Origin of the sequence: Kitasatospora mediocidica KCTC 9733, from assembly GCF_000744225.1 — a bacterium.
Classification (GTDB): domain Bacteria; phylum Actinomycetota; class Actinomycetes; order Streptomycetales; family Streptomycetaceae; genus Kitasatospora; species Kitasatospora mediocidica.
In genome coordinates this window covers 1,212,922-1,226,902 of sequence record NZ_JQLN01000005.1, presented here as the reverse complement: position 1 = coordinate 1,226,902, position 13,981 = coordinate 1,212,922, and the positions used below count along the sequence as shown (strand labels likewise).

Here is a 13,981-nt window from a genome sequence, read left to right as displayed (position 1 = left end):
CCTTAGCCACTCGGGCCCGCACGCGGAGCGGTTCGTCCACCCCGTGGGCACCACGCTGGACGCGCTCAGCCCTCCAGCAGCGCCTGGCCCAGGTAGCCGGCGCCGCCGGCCGGGACGCCCGGGGGCACCGCGTAGAGCCCGCTCGCCTCGTGCCGCAGGAACTTCGACAGCCCGTCGCCCCGGGAGAGCTTGCGCTGCACGGGGACGAATCCGTGCGCCGGGTCCGCCTGGAAGGCCAGGAACAGCAGACCGGCGTCCGGCGAACCGTCCGCCAGCACGCCGTCCGCGTAGCTGTAGCCGCGCCGCAGCATCGCCGCGCCGCTGTTGGCGGCCGGCGCGGCGACCCGGATGTGCGCGTCGGCGGGGATCGCGAGGGTGCCGTCCGGGTTGGACTTGGCGAGGTCCACGGCGGTGGTCTCGGTGCCGCCGGAGAGCGGCGCGCCGTCCGACTTGCGCCGCCCGATCACCCGCTCCTGGCGGTCGGTGGGCAGGTTCTCCCAGTCGTCCAGCAGCATCCTGATCCGGCGGAACACCAGGTACGAGCCGCCGGTCAGCCAGTCGGGCCCGGTGGTGAAGATCCGCGTGGCGAAGTCGGCGTCGGCCGGCTTCGGGTTGTTGGTGCCGTCGATCTGGCCCATCAGGTTGCGCCCGGTCCTGGGCTGCGCGGTGGCGCCCGGGGTGCGGCTGAAGCCCGCCGACTGCCAGCGCGGGGCGGCGGTGCCTGCGGCCTGCTGCTGGAGCACCCGCAGCGCGTGGAAGGCCACCAGCGCGTCGTCCGCGCAGACCTGGAGCCACAGGTCGCCGTCGCCGCGCGAGCGGTCCAGGGCGTCCCCGGGGAAGTCCGGCAGCGGGGCGAGTGCGGCCGGCCGGGCGGCCTGCATCCCGGCCTTGTCGAAGAGCGAGCCGCCGAAACCGACCGTGACGGTCAGCGAGCAGGGCCCGGCGTCCAGGGCGATCTGGTTCTCGTCCTGGTCGGCCGGCTCACCGGCGGTGAGCCGGGCGATGGTCACCGTCCAGCGCTTGAGCAGGGCTTGCAGCCCGGCCCGCCCGGCGGTGGGCGCCAGGTCGAAGGCGGCCAGCTGCACCCGGGCCTGCTGGGGGGTGAGGATGCCGGCCTGGTGCGGGCCGTGCGGGTCGACCCGGCCCTCGCCGAGGCCCGCGCCGCGGTCCGCGCCGGTCCGGGCCGCGGCGGGCCCGGTCGCGTACGTGGCGGCCGCGCCGCCCGCCGCGCCCGCCACCAGGCCGGCCCCGGCGCTGCCGAGCAGGGCGCGCCGGGAGAACGCGCCGGTCGTGCTGGGAGTCATGGTTCAGCCGATCTTCACGGACTTGGTCTGGGTGGTCTGGTCGATGTCCGAGGAGCGGACCACGACGGCGGCCACCCAGTCGCCGGCCAGCGGGAGTTGCGCCGTGCCGCTCCAGGTGCCGGTGGCGGACTTGGCCAGCACGACCGGCAGCGGGCCCAGGTCGCGGTCCGGCAGGGTGAACGACAGCTGCACCTCGGGGACGTCCACCGGCTGTCCGGTGGTGTCGCTGACGACCAGCTTGACGGTGTTGCCGCCGGTCCGGGCGGGGTCGATGCTCAGCGTCACGGTGCCCTTGGCGCCCGCCCCGGTGCCGCCGGTGTCGTACGCCAGCTTGAGCTCGACGGGCTGCCCGGTGCCGACGGGCGCGGTCGCGCCCGGGGCGGCCGTCGCGGCGGCGGCGGAGGCCACCCGGCCGGGCGGCGAGTTGGTCAGCAACGTGGTGACCACCAGGACGGCCACCGCCACGCCGGCCTCCGCCAGCACCGCGCGCCGCAGTCCGGCCCGCACCGGCGAGCCGTCCCGGGCCCGGCGCACCTTCGCCGAGGCCAGCGCGGCGCGCTGGCGCTCCAGCTGGGCCCGACGGACCGGGTCGTCGGCCTGGCCGACTTCCTGCTCCCGCCCGTCCGCCTCGTCAGCGCTGTCAGCGTGATCCGGCGCATCCGGCTCGTCCGACGCCCCGCGCAGCCGGGTGACCCAGCGCCGCGAGAACCACGCCAGGCCCAGCATCACCAACACCAGGCCGATCTTGATCAGCAGCAGCCGCCCGTACTCGGTGTCCGTCAACGCGCTCCAGGAGCCCACGCCACGCCAGGACTGGTAGATCCCGGTGGCCACCAGCACCGCCACCGAACCGAAGGCGACCTTGGAGAACCGGTCGATCTCCGGCGCCCCGACCCCGTGCCGCAGCCCGACCAGCAGGGTGACCAGACCGCCGAGCCAGCAGGCCATCGCCAGCAGGTGCAGCATGTCGAACGGCAGCGCCAGCCCCACCTGGATCCCCACGGCGGCATGGTCCGCCCCGGCCCAGGTGGCGCCGAGCGCCAGCGCCAGCACCAGCCCGCCGACGCCGAGCGCCAGCCGGGCCTCCCGTTGCGGACGCGTCGAGGCGCGCAGCTCCAGCCGGCGCAGCTCGTCCTCCTCGGCATCGCCGGTCGGCTCGGCCGCCCGGGCCGTCGGCGCCGATGCCAGCTGTCCCAGGTGCCCCACCAGCAGTGACAGGAACACCCCGGCCGCGGCCAGCAGCAGCAGCCGGGCCGCCAGCGCGGTGCCGAGCCGCTCGTCCAGCGTGCTGCGCACCAGCGAGAGGTCGAACGCCTGGCCCAGCCCCGTCCCGCGCTCGTACGGCCCGCGCAGCAGCAACAGCGCCACCGTGGAGGCCAGCAGCGCGACCCAGCCGGTCATCAGCAGCCGCTGCACCGAGCGCACCGCGGCGCCGCCGGGCCAGCAGAGCAGGACGAACGCGGCGACCCCGATCAGCAGCGCGTAGGCCGCGTAGGCCACCGTCCGCGCGGTGCCGTAGAGCGCGGCCACCACGTCGTCGGCCTTCGCGCCCTGCACCTGCGAGGCGGAGACCGAGGTGTCCGAGGGCGCCCCGATCGAGAAGGTGAACGCCCCGCCGACCGGGTGCGAGTCCTCCGAGATCGCCCGCCAGGCCACCGTGTACGTGCCGTTGGCCAGGCCCGGACGCAGCCCGATCGTCGCGGTGTCCGCCTTGCCGTCGGCGTGCCCGGGGTTCCCGGTGTCCACCGCCTTGCCGGCCGGGTCGAGCACCCGCAGTGCGTCGGAGTCCAGCGTGACGCCTTCGCTGAAGGTCAGCGTCACGGCGGCCGGCTCGGTCGCCACCACGGAGTTCTGCTCGGGGTCGGTGTGCAGCAGCGCCGCGTGCGCGGAGGCCGTCCCGGCGCCGCCCAGCAGCAGCACCAGCAGCGCACCGACCGTTACCAGGATCGCCCTCGTCTTGCGCATGTCTCTCGTCAGCTCCCGGGCCGGTAGGTGAGGGGCTCCACCGGCACCTGGACGGCGATCGTTCCGCCGTGCTCGAAGGTGAGGTCGAGTTCGAGCTTGTCGCCGAGGGCGGGCGGCTTCGCCCACCCCATGATCATCAGATGGTTGCCGCCCCGGGCCAGCTGCAGCGTGCCCCCGGCGGGGACCGGGAGGCTGTCGACCTCCTGCATGGTGGTCTCGGTCGACTGGTGCAGCGTCACCGACTGGGCGCCCGGGCTGCTCACCTTCAGCAGCTTGTCCGCCTCCCCGCCGGTGTTGCGGACCGTCAGGTACCCGGCCGCCATGGCGTCGCCCGCGGGCATCGGGATGTAGGAGTCCGCGACGCTGAGCTTCACGCCTGCCGCCGCGGCCCCGCTGCCGCTGCCGCCGCCGCAGGCGACGAGTATCGCCCCCGCGCTCAGGACGGTGGCCAGCGCGGCGCCCGCGAGCGCGGTCCCTCGGAATCCGGGCATCAGGCCGGCACCCCCTTCGCCAGCAGCGGCAGGTCGTGGCTGAACACGTCGATCGAGCTGTTGCTCAGGTACAGCACGTGAGCCTTGTCGTCCGAGGGCAGGAAAGCCAGCACCTGCGCGCCGTGCGAGGAGCTGACCGTACCGTCCTTGTTGACGATCGGGTCCTCGACCAGGATCCCCAGCGACTTCGCGGCCGCCTTGACCTTGTCCAGGTCGCCGGTCAGGCCGATGAAGCTGGTGTTGAAGGAGTCCAGCCAGGTCCGCAGCACCTTCGGGGTGTCGCGCGCCGGGTCGGTGGAGACGAAGACCACGTCGATCTTCTTCTGCTCGTCGGCGGGCAGCTTCTGCATCGCCACGCCGATGTCGCCCATCGTGGTCGGGCAGACGTCCGGGCAGTCGGTGTAGCCGAAGAAGAGCAGGGTGGTGCGGCCCGCGGTGCGCTGGCGCAGGTCGAACGGCTGGCCGCTGGTGTCGTTCAGCACCAGGTCCGGCTTGTCGAAGTGCCGGGACAACGGGGTGCCCTGGTACGGCGAGTTCGAGGACGGCTGGGAGACCACGGCCGCGCCGGCGGTGGTCTTGCCGGCGGCGGACCCGCAGGAGGTCAGGGCGAGGCAGCCGGCCAGGGCGAGGGCCGCGGCGGCGGCCAGGCGGCGGGAGGAGGTGCGAGGCATCGGAGGTCCGATCGGGGCTCGGAGGGAGGGATGGGGTCACCCGCCGGGGCCGTGCGGATCGACGCACGGCCCCGGCGGGCTGCGGTCAGGAGGCGGTGCCGCTCTTGCGGCGCAGGCCGAGGACGCCGAGGCCGGCGCCGATCACGCCGACCACGATGCCGACCACGCCGAGCGTGCGGGCGGTGGAGTCGTCCGACTTGGCCGCGGCGACCGTGACGGTGGCGTCCTGCGAGCCGGTGCCGCCCATCTGGTGCCCGCCCGCGGCGGGGGAGGCGGCGTCGGCCTTGGTGAGCGTCAGCGTCGGGGCCGGGTGCTGCGGCTCCGGCTGGCCGGACTGGGCCTCGTCGATCCAGCGGACGACGGTGCCGTCGTCGTAGGTCTGCAGGGCCTTGAAGACCAGCTTGTCGGTGTCGGTCGGCAGCGGGCCGAGCGAGATCTTGAACTCCTGGAACTGGCCGGGGCCGACCTTGGTACCGGCGTCGGCGGTCCAGGTGATCTTCGAGACGGCGTCGGTGATGGTGGCGCCCTTGGCGGACTTCACCGGCGTCGCGAGCTTGCTCTTCTCGACGGTGGCGGTCCAGCCCGGCAGCGGCTGGGTGCTCACCGAGGTCACCGGGTGGTCGGTGGGCACGGTGACCTCCAGCTTGGTGGTGCCGGCGGTGTCGCTCTCGTCCGGCACCCGGAACGCGACGGCGGTGTAGCCGCCGGCCTGGGCGGTGCCCGGCTGGACGGTGACGTGCGCGAAGGCGGGTGCGGCGAAGGCCAGCACGGTGCCCGTGGTCAGAGCGGCGACGGCGGCGAGACGACGGGCGGGAAGCGAACGCATGATGCGGGGTTCTCCATCGGAAGCAGGGCACACCGGTGCCCTGGGCTGAGGGGTGCTGACGCGGTACGCATGGCGCGCCCGACCCCGCAGCGGAGAGTCTCCGACGGTGGGTCAGCGCGCGAACGCCGCCACCGGCGGACCCCGCCGGATCACGCTGTGCCGCAGGACGGCCGCCCGCGGCAGCCGTCCGCCTCCCGCGTCCGGACGCGCCGTCCGGACCTGCGCCCCGCCGGCGCCGAGCAGCCCGCGCAGCAGCGCCGCCACCAACCGCAGCGCGGTGCGCAGCGGTGCGGCCAGGTCCTGGACCTCACGGGCCAGCGCGCCGGCCAGCCGGACCAGCCGCCAGAGCGCGGCCTCGCCGCGGCGCAGCCACCAGCCGGCCAGCACGGCGGCCGCCAGGTGGCCCAGGGCCATCGCCGGGGTCAGGCCGAACTGCCACCAGGGCAGCGCGGCCGCCGCGTGGTAGGCGCTCGGGTCCACGCCCGCGTCGCCCAGCAGCTGTGCGGGCGTCAGGCCGGCGGGCAGCGTGCCGGTCGTCGCACCGGGCATGTCGTTGCAGATCAGCCGTCCGGCGATCTGGTCCATCGTCATCCCGGCCATCGCGTGATGGTCGACGGTGTGGAAGAGCAGGTGCAGGCCGAACTGACCGATCCCCAGCGCGCCGGCGATGGACGCCAGCGAGCGCTCCCGACCGCCGAACAGCGCGGCCAGCGCGCAGACCGCGGCGAAGCCGAGCGCCAGCGCAGGCAGGGCCACCGGGCCGCCGCCGCCGAAGTCGTGGCCGGCCGCGGCGATCACCGTGCACACCAGCGCGAACGGCACCGCCCGGACCGCCCGCAGATCCCACGCGGCCCCACGGGCAGCGCCCGGCGCAGCGCCGGGTGCGACACCACGGACCCGGCGCACCGGGTCGGCGGCGCCCGGCTGCGGGGCGGGATGGCGGTCAGTCATGGCCGGGACATCATCTCACCGGGCCTCGATCGGCTTCGCGGGGGGTGGTGTCGGGCCGCGGTGGGAAATCCACAGGAATGCCCCATTCGGCCCCGGCGCGCACGCCGTGGTGTGCGCCGCTCGGCATACCGTGCCGCGTCAGTCCATCCGCCGAACGGGCGGACCGACACCCTGGAGACGGTTCACGGGCGGATTGCTCGGCAATACCTAGTTGTATGTGGAGCCGCAGCCAGGAGGGACCTGTCGTGGACATCTGGTGGACTCTGCATCTCAAGCGCGACCTCGCCAGCGTGCCGCTGGCCCGGCGCATCCTGCTCGGCACCATGGAGACCGCCGGGGTCGATCCGCAGATCGCCTACGACCTGGGCGTCGCGCTGACCGAGGCCTGCGCCAACGCCGTCGAGCACGCGGTCGGCGGCCGGCCGGACGACAGCTTCCAGGTGACCGCCTCGATGGAGGGCGACCGGCTGCGGATCGAGGTCACCGACTCGGGTCCCGGCCTGCCCGCCACCTCGCACCTGGTCCCGGCGCGCCGCGCCCCGGGGGCCCCGCAGGCCCGCGCGCTCACCCGCGGTGGCCCGCGCACCCGGCGCGGCCGGGCCTCGCTCCCGCCGCCCGGCGCCCTCGGCTCCGCCCGCCGCAGCCGTCCCACCGACCGCCCGGCGCCGTACGACACCCACGTCCTGCCCCCCGGCCGCCCGGTCCCGGCCGGTCCCCGCCCCGCCGACCTGGACGCCACGCCCGACCTCTACGCCGAGAGCGGCCGCGGTCTCTTCCTGATCCGCGCCCTGACCGACCACGTCCAGCTGCGCAACCACCCCCAGCGGGGTGCCATCGTCAGCTTCGACAAGGTCCTCAAGTGGCAGCACGACACCCCGGTCCTCCAGGCCGCCTCCTGACTTCTGTCCGTCAGGGGCAGCCGCTGTCCAGGCCGCGGACGGTCACCAGGCTCACCCCGGCCCCGGGCACCCGGGTCACCTGGCCGGTGGCGGGGTTCCACAGGGCGACGTTCGTGGCGAGCGGGTCGAAGGTCAGCAGCGGGGTGCCCAGCGGGAGCGGGGCGCCCTTGACGGCCAGTTGGGTGGTCGTCGGCTTGACGCAGACCGCCTGGGCCGTGATCGCCCGGAAGTCGCCCGGCAGGTGCCTGGCGGCGACGTCGCGCAGGGCGCGCGCCGAGGCGTGCTCCCCGCTCTCGGTGGCCGCCAGCACGATCACCAGGGTGTAGACGACGGCCAGCGGGACGATCAGCAGCTTCCCGAGGTCCACGTGCACCCGCCGGGCGAACCCGGCCGCCGCGAGGGTCAGCAGGCAGGCGGCCACCCCCAGACCGAGCGGCCGGAACGCGGGCCACATCTGGTTCAGCCCGCTGACGGTGACATCGTCCAGTCGCAGCCCGAATCCCGACAGATAACTGCCGTAGGCGAGGTCGCCCACTCCGCGCAGCAGCGGCGGGGTCAGCGAGACGACGAACGGTACGGCCCAGAGCGCCAGCTTTCCGGAGCTCGTCCCGCGCACCAGGGAACGCAGTCCGAAGAAAGCGAAGACCAGCAGCAGCGGAACGACGCGCCCCCAGGTGCCGGCGACCGGACTGCTGTTGCCGACCGCAATTCCCAGTCCGGTGGAAAGGGCCGATCCGAAGCCGGCGAGGATCACCTTCGCGCGGGTCGAGAGCGGTGGATCGATCCGGGACTGAGCGAGGTACAGAAATGCCGCGCACAGTGCGGCGAGGGCGACCGGCAGCGCCGTTCCCCAGCCGCCGGCCGCCCAGCGCGGCTGGGTGAGGACGACGAGCGAGAAGTTCACGATCATGATGCCGGCGGCGCGCAGGGCTTTGGCGCTCTCCCGACGGGTCCGATAACGGCCGCTCGCCTCGCGCTGACTCCGGGAGGACGTCAGGAAGGGGCGTCGCAGGCCGGCCCGTTCCGGCCGCTCGGGGCCGTTGTGCAGACCGGCTCGCCGGGCGAACTCACGAACGGCGTGCCGGTCCGAGTGGGCGTAGAGGACCTCGCCCGTGTCGTGCAGTCCGAGCTGCGTGCCGAGCCGCTGCAGCCGTCGCAGCCAGGGCGTCCGGGCGCGCGGCGGCCGCTGGTGGACGCGGTACTTCAGGGCGGTCATCGCACTCGGTTGCAGGACCCAGCTGCCTCGTACGTCGGCCATGGTGCCGAACGGTTCGAGAAACCTGCGCACGTCCAGCTCGGCTTCGTTCTCCACCCCGAGCGCGGCCCCGACGCGCGGCACGTCGACGAACCAGTGGGAGTCCAGGCTCTGCTGGTCGGGACCGAGTTCGCGCTCGCTGACGCCGGAGTCCCGCTCGCAGTTCCAGCCCCGGTCCTGGCAGGCTTTCACGATGAGCTTGGCGTCCTGGCTGTGCAGGGCCAGGGAGACTCTGACCCGGAGGTCGAAATCCCCGGTCGGAAGCACCGGATCCTCGGATTCCGGGTCGGCGCCGGGGGAGCCGTTCGCGCTTGTCGGGGAGCTGTTCGTGCTCGTCGGGGAGTTGATTGTGCGCTGGTCGGGAACGCGTGACCGGTTTCCGACCGAGCCGCCCCGAAGACGGTTCCACAGGTCGTTCGTGCTCATGGTGTCCTCGTGAAGTGCGGTGCGGTCGGTGAGGCTTCGCGACGGCGACGGTAGCAATCCCGGCCGGCGGATCTCCGGGATTTACCGCGGCCGGGAGCGCGCCGGTTCCGCCTACGCTGGCGCGATGACCGACTGGGACCTCAAGAAGCTGCGCATCCTGCGGGCGCTCGACGAGTGCGGCACCGTCACCGCGGCGGCGGCGCGCCTGAGCATGACGCCGTCCGCCGTCTCGCAGCAACTGTCGCTGCTGTCCAGGCAGTTGGGTGCGCCGATGCTGGAACCGTACGGGCGGCGGGTGCGGTTGACCAGCGCGGCCCGGCTGGTGCTGCGGCACGCCGACCGGGTGTTCGGCCAACTGGAGCAGGCCGAGGCCGAGTTGGCGGGCTATCTGCACGGTGAGGCGGGGGAGGTGCGGATCGGGGCGTTCGCGACCGCGATCACCGGGCTGGTGGTTCCGGCGGTGGCCCGGCTGCGGGTGAGCGCGCCGCGGCTCGCGGTGCGACTGGTGGAGGCGGAGGCGGCCGAGGCGTTCGAGCTGCTGGCCTGCGGCGAGGTGGACCTCTCGGTCTCGCTGAGCGTGCGCGGGTCCGCCGCCGAGGATCCCCGGCTGGTCCAGCTCCCACTGCTGGACGACCCGTTGGACGTCGCCCTGCCGCTGGGCCATCCGCTCGCCACGGAGGCCGACCCGCGGCTGGCCCAACTCGCCGACGCGCCCTGGATCTTCGGCAGCAGTGGCCCGTGGCGGGAGATCACCCTCGGCGCCTGCGCGGACGCCGGCTTCGTCCCCGGGCGGGCGCACACCGCCGCCGACTGGGCGGCGATCCTGGCCATGGTCGGCGCGGGCCTGGGCGTGGCGCTGGTGCCGCGCCTGCTCTCCCGGGCGGGGGAGGCCGACGGCGTGGTGGTCCGCGCGCTCCCGGCGGACCTGCCGAGCCGTCGGGTGGTGGCCGCGGTCCGGGCCGGTACCGAGCAGGCCCCGCCGCTGCGCCGGGTGCTCGCCGAGATCGTGAAGTCCAAATGAACGATGTGGTCAGAAACTTGAGATGGACCTGAAGAGTCTGGTGGGAGCAGAGTGAGAGCCATGACGAGTTACGAGTACCTCACCGGCTACGCCGACTACGACACCGCCGACCTGGACCTCCCCTTCACCCGCCTCGTCGACCTGGCCGACCGCCGCCTGGGCGCCGGCGTGATCTGCGCCAACGACGAGCTGTTCGCCGAGCGGGAGAACCTGCTGCTGCCCACCCCGGCGCTCTTCCAGCCGCACACCTTCGGCCGCAAGGGCCAGCTGATGGACGGCTGGGAGACCCGCCGCCGGCGCGGCACCGACACTGCGCACCCGCACCCCGGCGCCGACGAGCACGACTGGGCGGTGATCCGGCTCGGCCTCCCCGGGGTGATCCGCGGCATCGTCGTCGACACCGCGCACTTCCGCGGCAACTCCCCGCAGCAGATCAGCGTCGAGGCACTCGAGCTCCCCGGCACCCCGGGCCCGCGCGAGCTGCTCGCGGCGGGGGCCGACTGGCGGGAGATCGTCCCGCGCAGCGCCGTCCGCAGCCACGCCGCCAACGGCTTCGCGGTCGCCGACCAGGGCCGCTGGACCCACCTGCGGCTCAAGCAGTATCCGGACGGCGGCATCGCCCGGTTGCGCGTGCACGGCGAGTCCCGCCCCGACCAGGAGTGGCTGGCCGCGCTCGGCACCTTCGACCTGGCGGCCCTGGAGCACGGCGGTTGCGTGGACGACGCCTCGGACCGGTTCTTCTCCCCGCCGGTCAACCTGATCCTGCCCGGCCGCTCCCGCGAGATGGGGGAGGGCTGGGAGAACCGCCGCCGCCGCGACGGCGGACACGACTGGGTACGGCTGCGGCTGGCCGGGCGCGGCCTGATCCGGGCGGTCGAGATCGACACCGGCAACTACGTCGGCAACGCCGCCGGGTGGGCCGCGCTCCACGGCTTCGACGCGAGCACCGGCGCCGACCCCGCCGACCCGGCCACGGCCGCCCAGTGGTTCGAGCTGATCCCCCGGACCAGGCTGCAGCCGGACTCCGTGCACCGCCTCCGGCCGGCCGGCGACGCCCGGCCGCTCACCCACGCCCGGCTGGACGTCTTCCCCGACGGCGGCATCGCCCGGCTGCGCCTGCACGGCTCGCTCGTCCGCCTGGGGTGAGCCACCAGTGGCATTCGCGGGCAGTCGGGAGCACTGTGGAGGCATGTTGCATCACATGCGCGCGGAGTACGGCGATGAGGGCCTCAGCGGCCCCGTGCGGCGGTGGCACATGGTGCCCACCGTCACCGGCAATGCCCTGTGCGGGCAGGACGTCCCGGTCGGCGGCCCGATCCTGGAGCCGACCGAGTGGGGCCGGACCAAGGAGCCGTGCTGCCGCGCCTGCGGTGTCCTCTGGCTGCAGTCGGTGCCCTTTCTCGCGGACGAGCACGACCGGCAGGACTACCTCTCCTGACCTGCCCGCCCTGACCCGTCCGCGGGTGGACCCCTACTGGTAGGCGGCCTCGCCGGTGATGGCCTCGCCCAGCACCAGCGTGTGGATCTCGCTGGTCCCCTCGTAGGTCAGCACCGACTCCAGGTTGTTCGCGTGCCGCAACACCGGGTACGCGGTGGTGACGCCGTTCGCGCCGAGCACGGTCCGCGCGCTGCGGGCGATCTCCAATGCGCTGCGCACGTTGTTCAGCTTGCCGAAACTGACGTGCGCCGCACGGGACTTGCCCTCGTCCTTGAGCCGACCGACCCGCCAGGCGACCAGGTAGGCCTGCTCCAGCTTGAGCGCCATCTCGACCAGCTTCTCCTGGGTGAGCTGGAAGGCCGCGATCGGCCGGCCGAACTGCACCCGGCTCTTGGCGTAGTCCAGTGCCGAGGCGTAGCAGTCGCGGGCGGCGCCGACCGTCCCCCACAGGATGCCGAAGCGCGCCTCGTTCAGGCAGGAGAGCGGGCCGCGCAGGCCGGTGACACCGGGCAGCACCGCGTCTGCGGGCAGCACCACCTCGTCGAAGGCCAGCTCGCTGGTGACCGAGGCGCGCAGCGAGAGCTTGCCGTGGATGTCCTGGGCGGTGAAGCCGCGGGTGCCGCTCGGCACGAGGAAGCCGCGCACGCCCTCCTCGGTCTGCGCCCAGACCACCGCGACGTCCGCGATGCTGCCGTTGGTGATCCACATCTTGCTGCCGGAGAGCACCCAGTCGGTGCCCTTGCGGCGGGCGGTGGTGCGCATCCCGGCCGGGTCCGAGCCGAAGTCCGGTTCGGTCAGGGCGAAGCAGCCGATGGTCCGGCCGGCCGCCATGCCCGGCAGCCACTGCTGCTTCTGCTCCTCGGAGCCGAAGGCGTGGATGGCGCGCATCGCGAGCGAGCCCTGCACCGAGACGAAGCTGCGCAGCCCCGAGTCGGCCGCCTCCAGCTCCAGGCAGGCGACCCCGTACGCCACCGCGGAGGAGCCGGTGCAGCCGTAGCCGTCCAGGTGCATGCCGAGCAGTCCGAGCGCGCCGAGTTCCGGCGCGAGCTCCCGGGCGGGGAAGACCCCCTGCTCGAACCAGTCGCCGATGTGCGGCCGGATCCGGTCGTCGGCGAAGCGTCGGACGGTGGCGCCGATCAGTCGCTCCTCGTCGGAGAGCAGGTCGCTCACCGCGAGCAGGTCGAGCGGGTCGGGTCCACCGGAGCGTGCGGGCCTGCCGGACATGCGGGTCTCCTGAGGGTGTGGGTCTGCACGGTGCCGGACCATCCGTATCAGGCTTTACGCTGACTCGAAAGGCAGTCACACGGAGGACGGTGGTGGACGTGACCGATCCCACGACGGACGGGCGGGTCCAGAAGGGCAATGAGACCCGCCGTCTGGTGCTCAGCCGGGCGGCCGAGATCGCCTCGGTCGAGGGGCTCGCGGGACTCTCGCTGGGCCGGCTGGCCGCCGAGCTGGAGTTGAGCAAGAGCGGGGTGTTCGCGCTCTTCGGCTCCAAGGAGGAGCTCCAGCTCGCCACCGTGCGGGCGGCCCAACGGATCTACCTGGACCAGGTGGTGGTGCCGGTGCGGGAGCTGCCGGCCGGGGTCGGCCAGGTCTGGGAGCTCTGCCGGCGCTGGCTGGAGTACTCCCGTACCCGGGTGTTCGCGGGCGGTTGCTTCTTCTACGCGGTCGGCGCCGAGTTCGACGCCCAGCCCGGGCGGGTCCGCGACGCGCTGGCGGCGGGCAGTCTGGCCTGGCGCCAGACGGTCCTGGAGTTCCTCGAATCGGCGCTCACGGCAGGCGAGTTGCGCCCGGACGCGGACCTCGGGCAGCTCTCCTTCGAGCTGGTCAGCTTCCTGGAGTACGCCAACGCGGTGTCCCTGCTGCACGACGACGAGACGGTGTACGCGCGGGCCGGGCGCTCGGTGCTGTTGCTGCTCCGCTCCGAGGCGGTTGACGAGTCGCTGCTGCCGGCGGACTGAGCGGGGGGAGGCGGTCCGCTTTTTCCCGCCAGTGAACCCTAAAACTGACCGACCGATCGTGCTAACGTTTTCCGCATGGACTCCGGCATTCGCACTGCCCATCTCCGCGCTCTCGCGCTCGTCCAACCGGTGCTGGACGCGGTTCGTCCCGAGCACCTCGACCTGCCGACCCCGTGCGCACAGTGGACGCTCCGGCGCCTGCTGGCCCACATGCTCGGCCAGAACCACGGCTTCGCGCAGGCGGCCCTCGGGCGCGGCGCGGACCCCGCCGTCTGGGTCGACCTGGAGGTCGGCGACGACCAGGTCGGCCCGGCCTTCGCCGCCTCGGCCGACGAACTCGGTGCCGCCTTCGGCAAGGCAGTGGAGGCCGGTGACACGCTGCTGATCCCCGAGATCCTGCCCGGCCACGCCTTCCCGGCCGAGCAGGCGATCGGCTTCCACCTGGTGGACACGCTGATCCACGGCTGGGACGTGGCGGCCACCGTCGGCGCCCCGCTGGACTGCCCCGACGACCTCGCGGCCCTGCTGCTGGGGATCACCCGGCAGGTCCCGACGACCGCGGAGGCCCGTGCTCCGGGCCGCGCCTTCGCCCCGGTCGTCGAGCCGGCCGGTGAGCCGACGGTCTTCGACCGCGCGCTCGGCCTGCTCGGCCGGGACCCGGCCTGGTCCCCCGAGCGCGGCTGACCCCTTCCGCCACCTGACCGACCGCGCGCGCCCGGGGGCACGGGGGTGTCCCGGACGCGCGAAAGGGGGGACCGGCAGCTCGTGCC

The 13,981-nt window shown here is 73.9% G+C and carries 14 protein-coding genes; 6 read left to right on the top strand and 8 right to left on the bottom strand.

All coding sequences use genetic code 11. The annotated features are described in order from the left end of the window. Nucleotides 1-65: 65 nt before the first annotated feature. From efeB to BS80_RS19435, 6 genes are all read right to left on the bottom strand, one after another. Complete coding sequence (gene efeB / locus BS80_RS19460; protein ID WP_035799095.1) at nt 66-1,304, bottom strand: iron uptake transporter deferrochelatase/peroxidase subunit; 1,239 nt, start codon at nt 1,302-1,304, stop codon at nt 66-68. A 3-nt stretch (nt 1,305-1,307) separates the two neighbouring features. Beyond that, entirely contained in the window at nt 1,308-3,269 is a 1,962-nt protein-coding gene (locus tag BS80_RS19455) for a copper resistance protein CopC (protein ID WP_035799092.1), read from the bottom strand. Nucleotides 3,270-3,277: 8 nt separating this feature from the next. After that, nucleotides 3,278-3,760, bottom strand: coding sequence for a copper chaperone PCu(A)C (locus tag BS80_RS19450; RefSeq protein WP_035799091.1), 483 nt, complete (start codon nt 3,758-3,760; stop codon nt 3,278-3,280). After that, nucleotides 3,760-4,431, bottom strand: a complete 672-nt coding sequence (locus BS80_RS19445) for an SCO family protein (RefSeq protein ID WP_035799089.1) — start codon at nt 4,429-4,431, stop codon at nt 3,760-3,762. Before BS80_RS19445 ends, BS80_RS19450 begins: the two co-directional genes overlap by 1 nt. A gap of 85 nt (nt 4,432-4,516) precedes the next feature. Further along, nucleotides 4,517-5,257 (bottom strand): YcnI family copper-binding membrane protein, encoded by a 741-nt coding sequence (locus BS80_RS19440; protein ID WP_198045561.1) that lies wholly within the window; start codon nt 5,255-5,257, stop codon nt 4,517-4,519. A 111-nt stretch (nt 5,258-5,368) separates the two neighbouring features. Then, nucleotides 5,369-6,208: a hypothetical protein gene (locus tag BS80_RS19435; RefSeq protein WP_051966798.1), complete on the bottom strand. Its 840-nt coding sequence runs from the start codon at nt 6,206-6,208 to the stop codon at nt 5,369-5,371. Between the two features lie 245 nt (nt 6,209-6,453). On the opposite strand from BS80_RS19435, the gene BS80_RS19430 reads away from it, so the two are divergent. Then, nucleotides 6,454-7,107, top strand: a complete 654-nt coding sequence (locus tag BS80_RS19430; RefSeq protein WP_035799088.1) for an ATP-binding protein — start codon at nt 6,454-6,456, stop codon at nt 7,105-7,107. Nucleotides 7,108-7,117: 10 nt separating this feature from the next. On the opposite strand, the gene BS80_RS19425 is transcribed toward BS80_RS19430, so the two are convergent. Then, complete coding sequence (locus BS80_RS19425) at nt 7,118-8,788, bottom strand: hypothetical protein (protein WP_157536386.1); 1,671 nt, start codon at nt 8,786-8,788, stop codon at nt 7,118-7,120. A gap of 124 nt (nt 8,789-8,912) precedes the next feature. Between BS80_RS19425 and BS80_RS19420 the strand changes: the two genes are divergently transcribed. From BS80_RS19420 to BS80_RS19410, 3 genes are read left to right on the top strand one after another with little or no spacing between them, the layout of a single operon-like run. Then, nucleotides 8,913-9,809: a LysR family transcriptional regulator gene (locus BS80_RS19420; RefSeq protein ID WP_035799085.1), complete on the top strand. Its 897-nt coding sequence runs from the start codon at nt 8,913-8,915 to the stop codon at nt 9,807-9,809. Between the two features lie 60 nt (nt 9,810-9,869). Continuing rightward, nucleotides 9,870-10,955, top strand: coding sequence for an allantoicase (gene alc, locus BS80_RS19415; RefSeq protein ID WP_035799082.1), 1,086 nt, complete (start codon nt 9,870-9,872; stop codon nt 10,953-10,955). Between the two features lie 43 nt (nt 10,956-10,998). Next, a complete protein-coding gene (locus BS80_RS19410) occupies nt 10,999-11,247 on the top strand; it encodes a hypothetical protein (RefSeq protein WP_035799075.1) in 249 nt (82 codons plus the stop codon). 33 nt (nt 11,248-11,280) lie between these two features. Here BS80_RS19410 and BS80_RS19405 read toward each other — a convergent pair whose 3' ends face one another. Then, on the bottom strand, nt 11,281-12,471 hold the full coding sequence (locus BS80_RS19405; RefSeq protein ID WP_035799072.1) for an acyl-CoA dehydrogenase family protein: 1,191 nt from the start codon (nt 12,469-12,471) through the stop codon (nt 11,281-11,283). 98 nt (nt 12,472-12,569) lie between these two features. Between BS80_RS19405 and BS80_RS19400 the strand changes: the two genes are divergently transcribed. Both BS80_RS19400 and BS80_RS19395 read left to right on the top strand, forming a co-directional pair. Beyond that, nucleotides 12,570-13,211 carry a TetR/AcrR family transcriptional regulator gene (locus tag BS80_RS19400; RefSeq protein ID WP_035801934.1) on the top strand — a complete coding sequence of 214 codons (642 nt, stop codon included), beginning with the start codon at nt 12,570-12,572 and terminating at the stop codon, nt 13,209-13,211. Between the two features lie 75 nt (nt 13,212-13,286). Further along, entirely contained in the window at nt 13,287-13,895 is a 609-nt protein-coding gene (locus BS80_RS19395; RefSeq protein WP_035799070.1) for a TIGR03086 family metal-binding protein, read from the top strand. Nucleotides 13,896-13,981: the final 86 nt, after the last annotated feature.

Coding starts and splice junctions, on each gene's coding strand:
- BS80_RS19440 (WP_198045561.1), bottom strand. CDS start 5,257: ATGCGTTCGCTTCCCGCCCGTCGTCTCGCCGCCGTCGCCGCTCTGACC.
- BS80_RS19405 (WP_035799072.1), bottom strand. CDS start 12,471: ATGTCCGGCAGGCCCGCACGCTCCGGTGGACCCGACCCGCTCGACCTG.
- alc (WP_035799082.1), top strand. CDS start 9,870: ATGACGAGTTACGAGTACCTCACCGGCTACGCCGACTACGACACCGCC.
- BS80_RS19420 (WP_035799085.1), top strand. CDS start 8,913: ATGACCGACTGGGACCTCAAGAAGCTGCGCATCCTGCGGGCGCTCGAC.
- BS80_RS19445 (WP_035799089.1), bottom strand. CDS start 4,431: ATGCCTCGCACCTCCTCCCGCCGCCTGGCCGCCGCCGCGGCCCTCGCC.
- BS80_RS19410 (WP_035799075.1), top strand. CDS start 10,999: ATGTTGCATCACATGCGCGCGGAGTACGGCGATGAGGGCCTCAGCGGC.
- efeB (WP_035799095.1), bottom strand. CDS start 1,304: ATGACTCCCAGCACGACCGGCGCGTTCTCCCGGCGCGCCCTGCTCGGC.
- BS80_RS19435 (WP_051966798.1), bottom strand. CDS start 6,208: ATGACTGACCGCCATCCCGCCCCGCAGCCGGGCGCCGCCGACCCGGTG.
- BS80_RS19455 (WP_035799092.1), bottom strand. CDS start 3,269: ATGCGCAAGACGAGGGCGATCCTGGTAACGGTCGGTGCGCTGCTGGTG.
- BS80_RS19450 (WP_035799091.1), bottom strand. CDS start 3,760: ATGCCCGGATTCCGAGGGACCGCGCTCGCGGGCGCCGCGCTGGCCACC.
- BS80_RS19395 (WP_035799070.1), top strand. CDS start 13,287: ATGGACTCCGGCATTCGCACTGCCCATCTCCGCGCTCTCGCGCTCGTC.
- BS80_RS19425 (WP_157536386.1), bottom strand. CDS start 8,788: ATGAGCACGAACGACCTGTGGAACCGTCTTCGGGGCGGCTCGGTCGGA.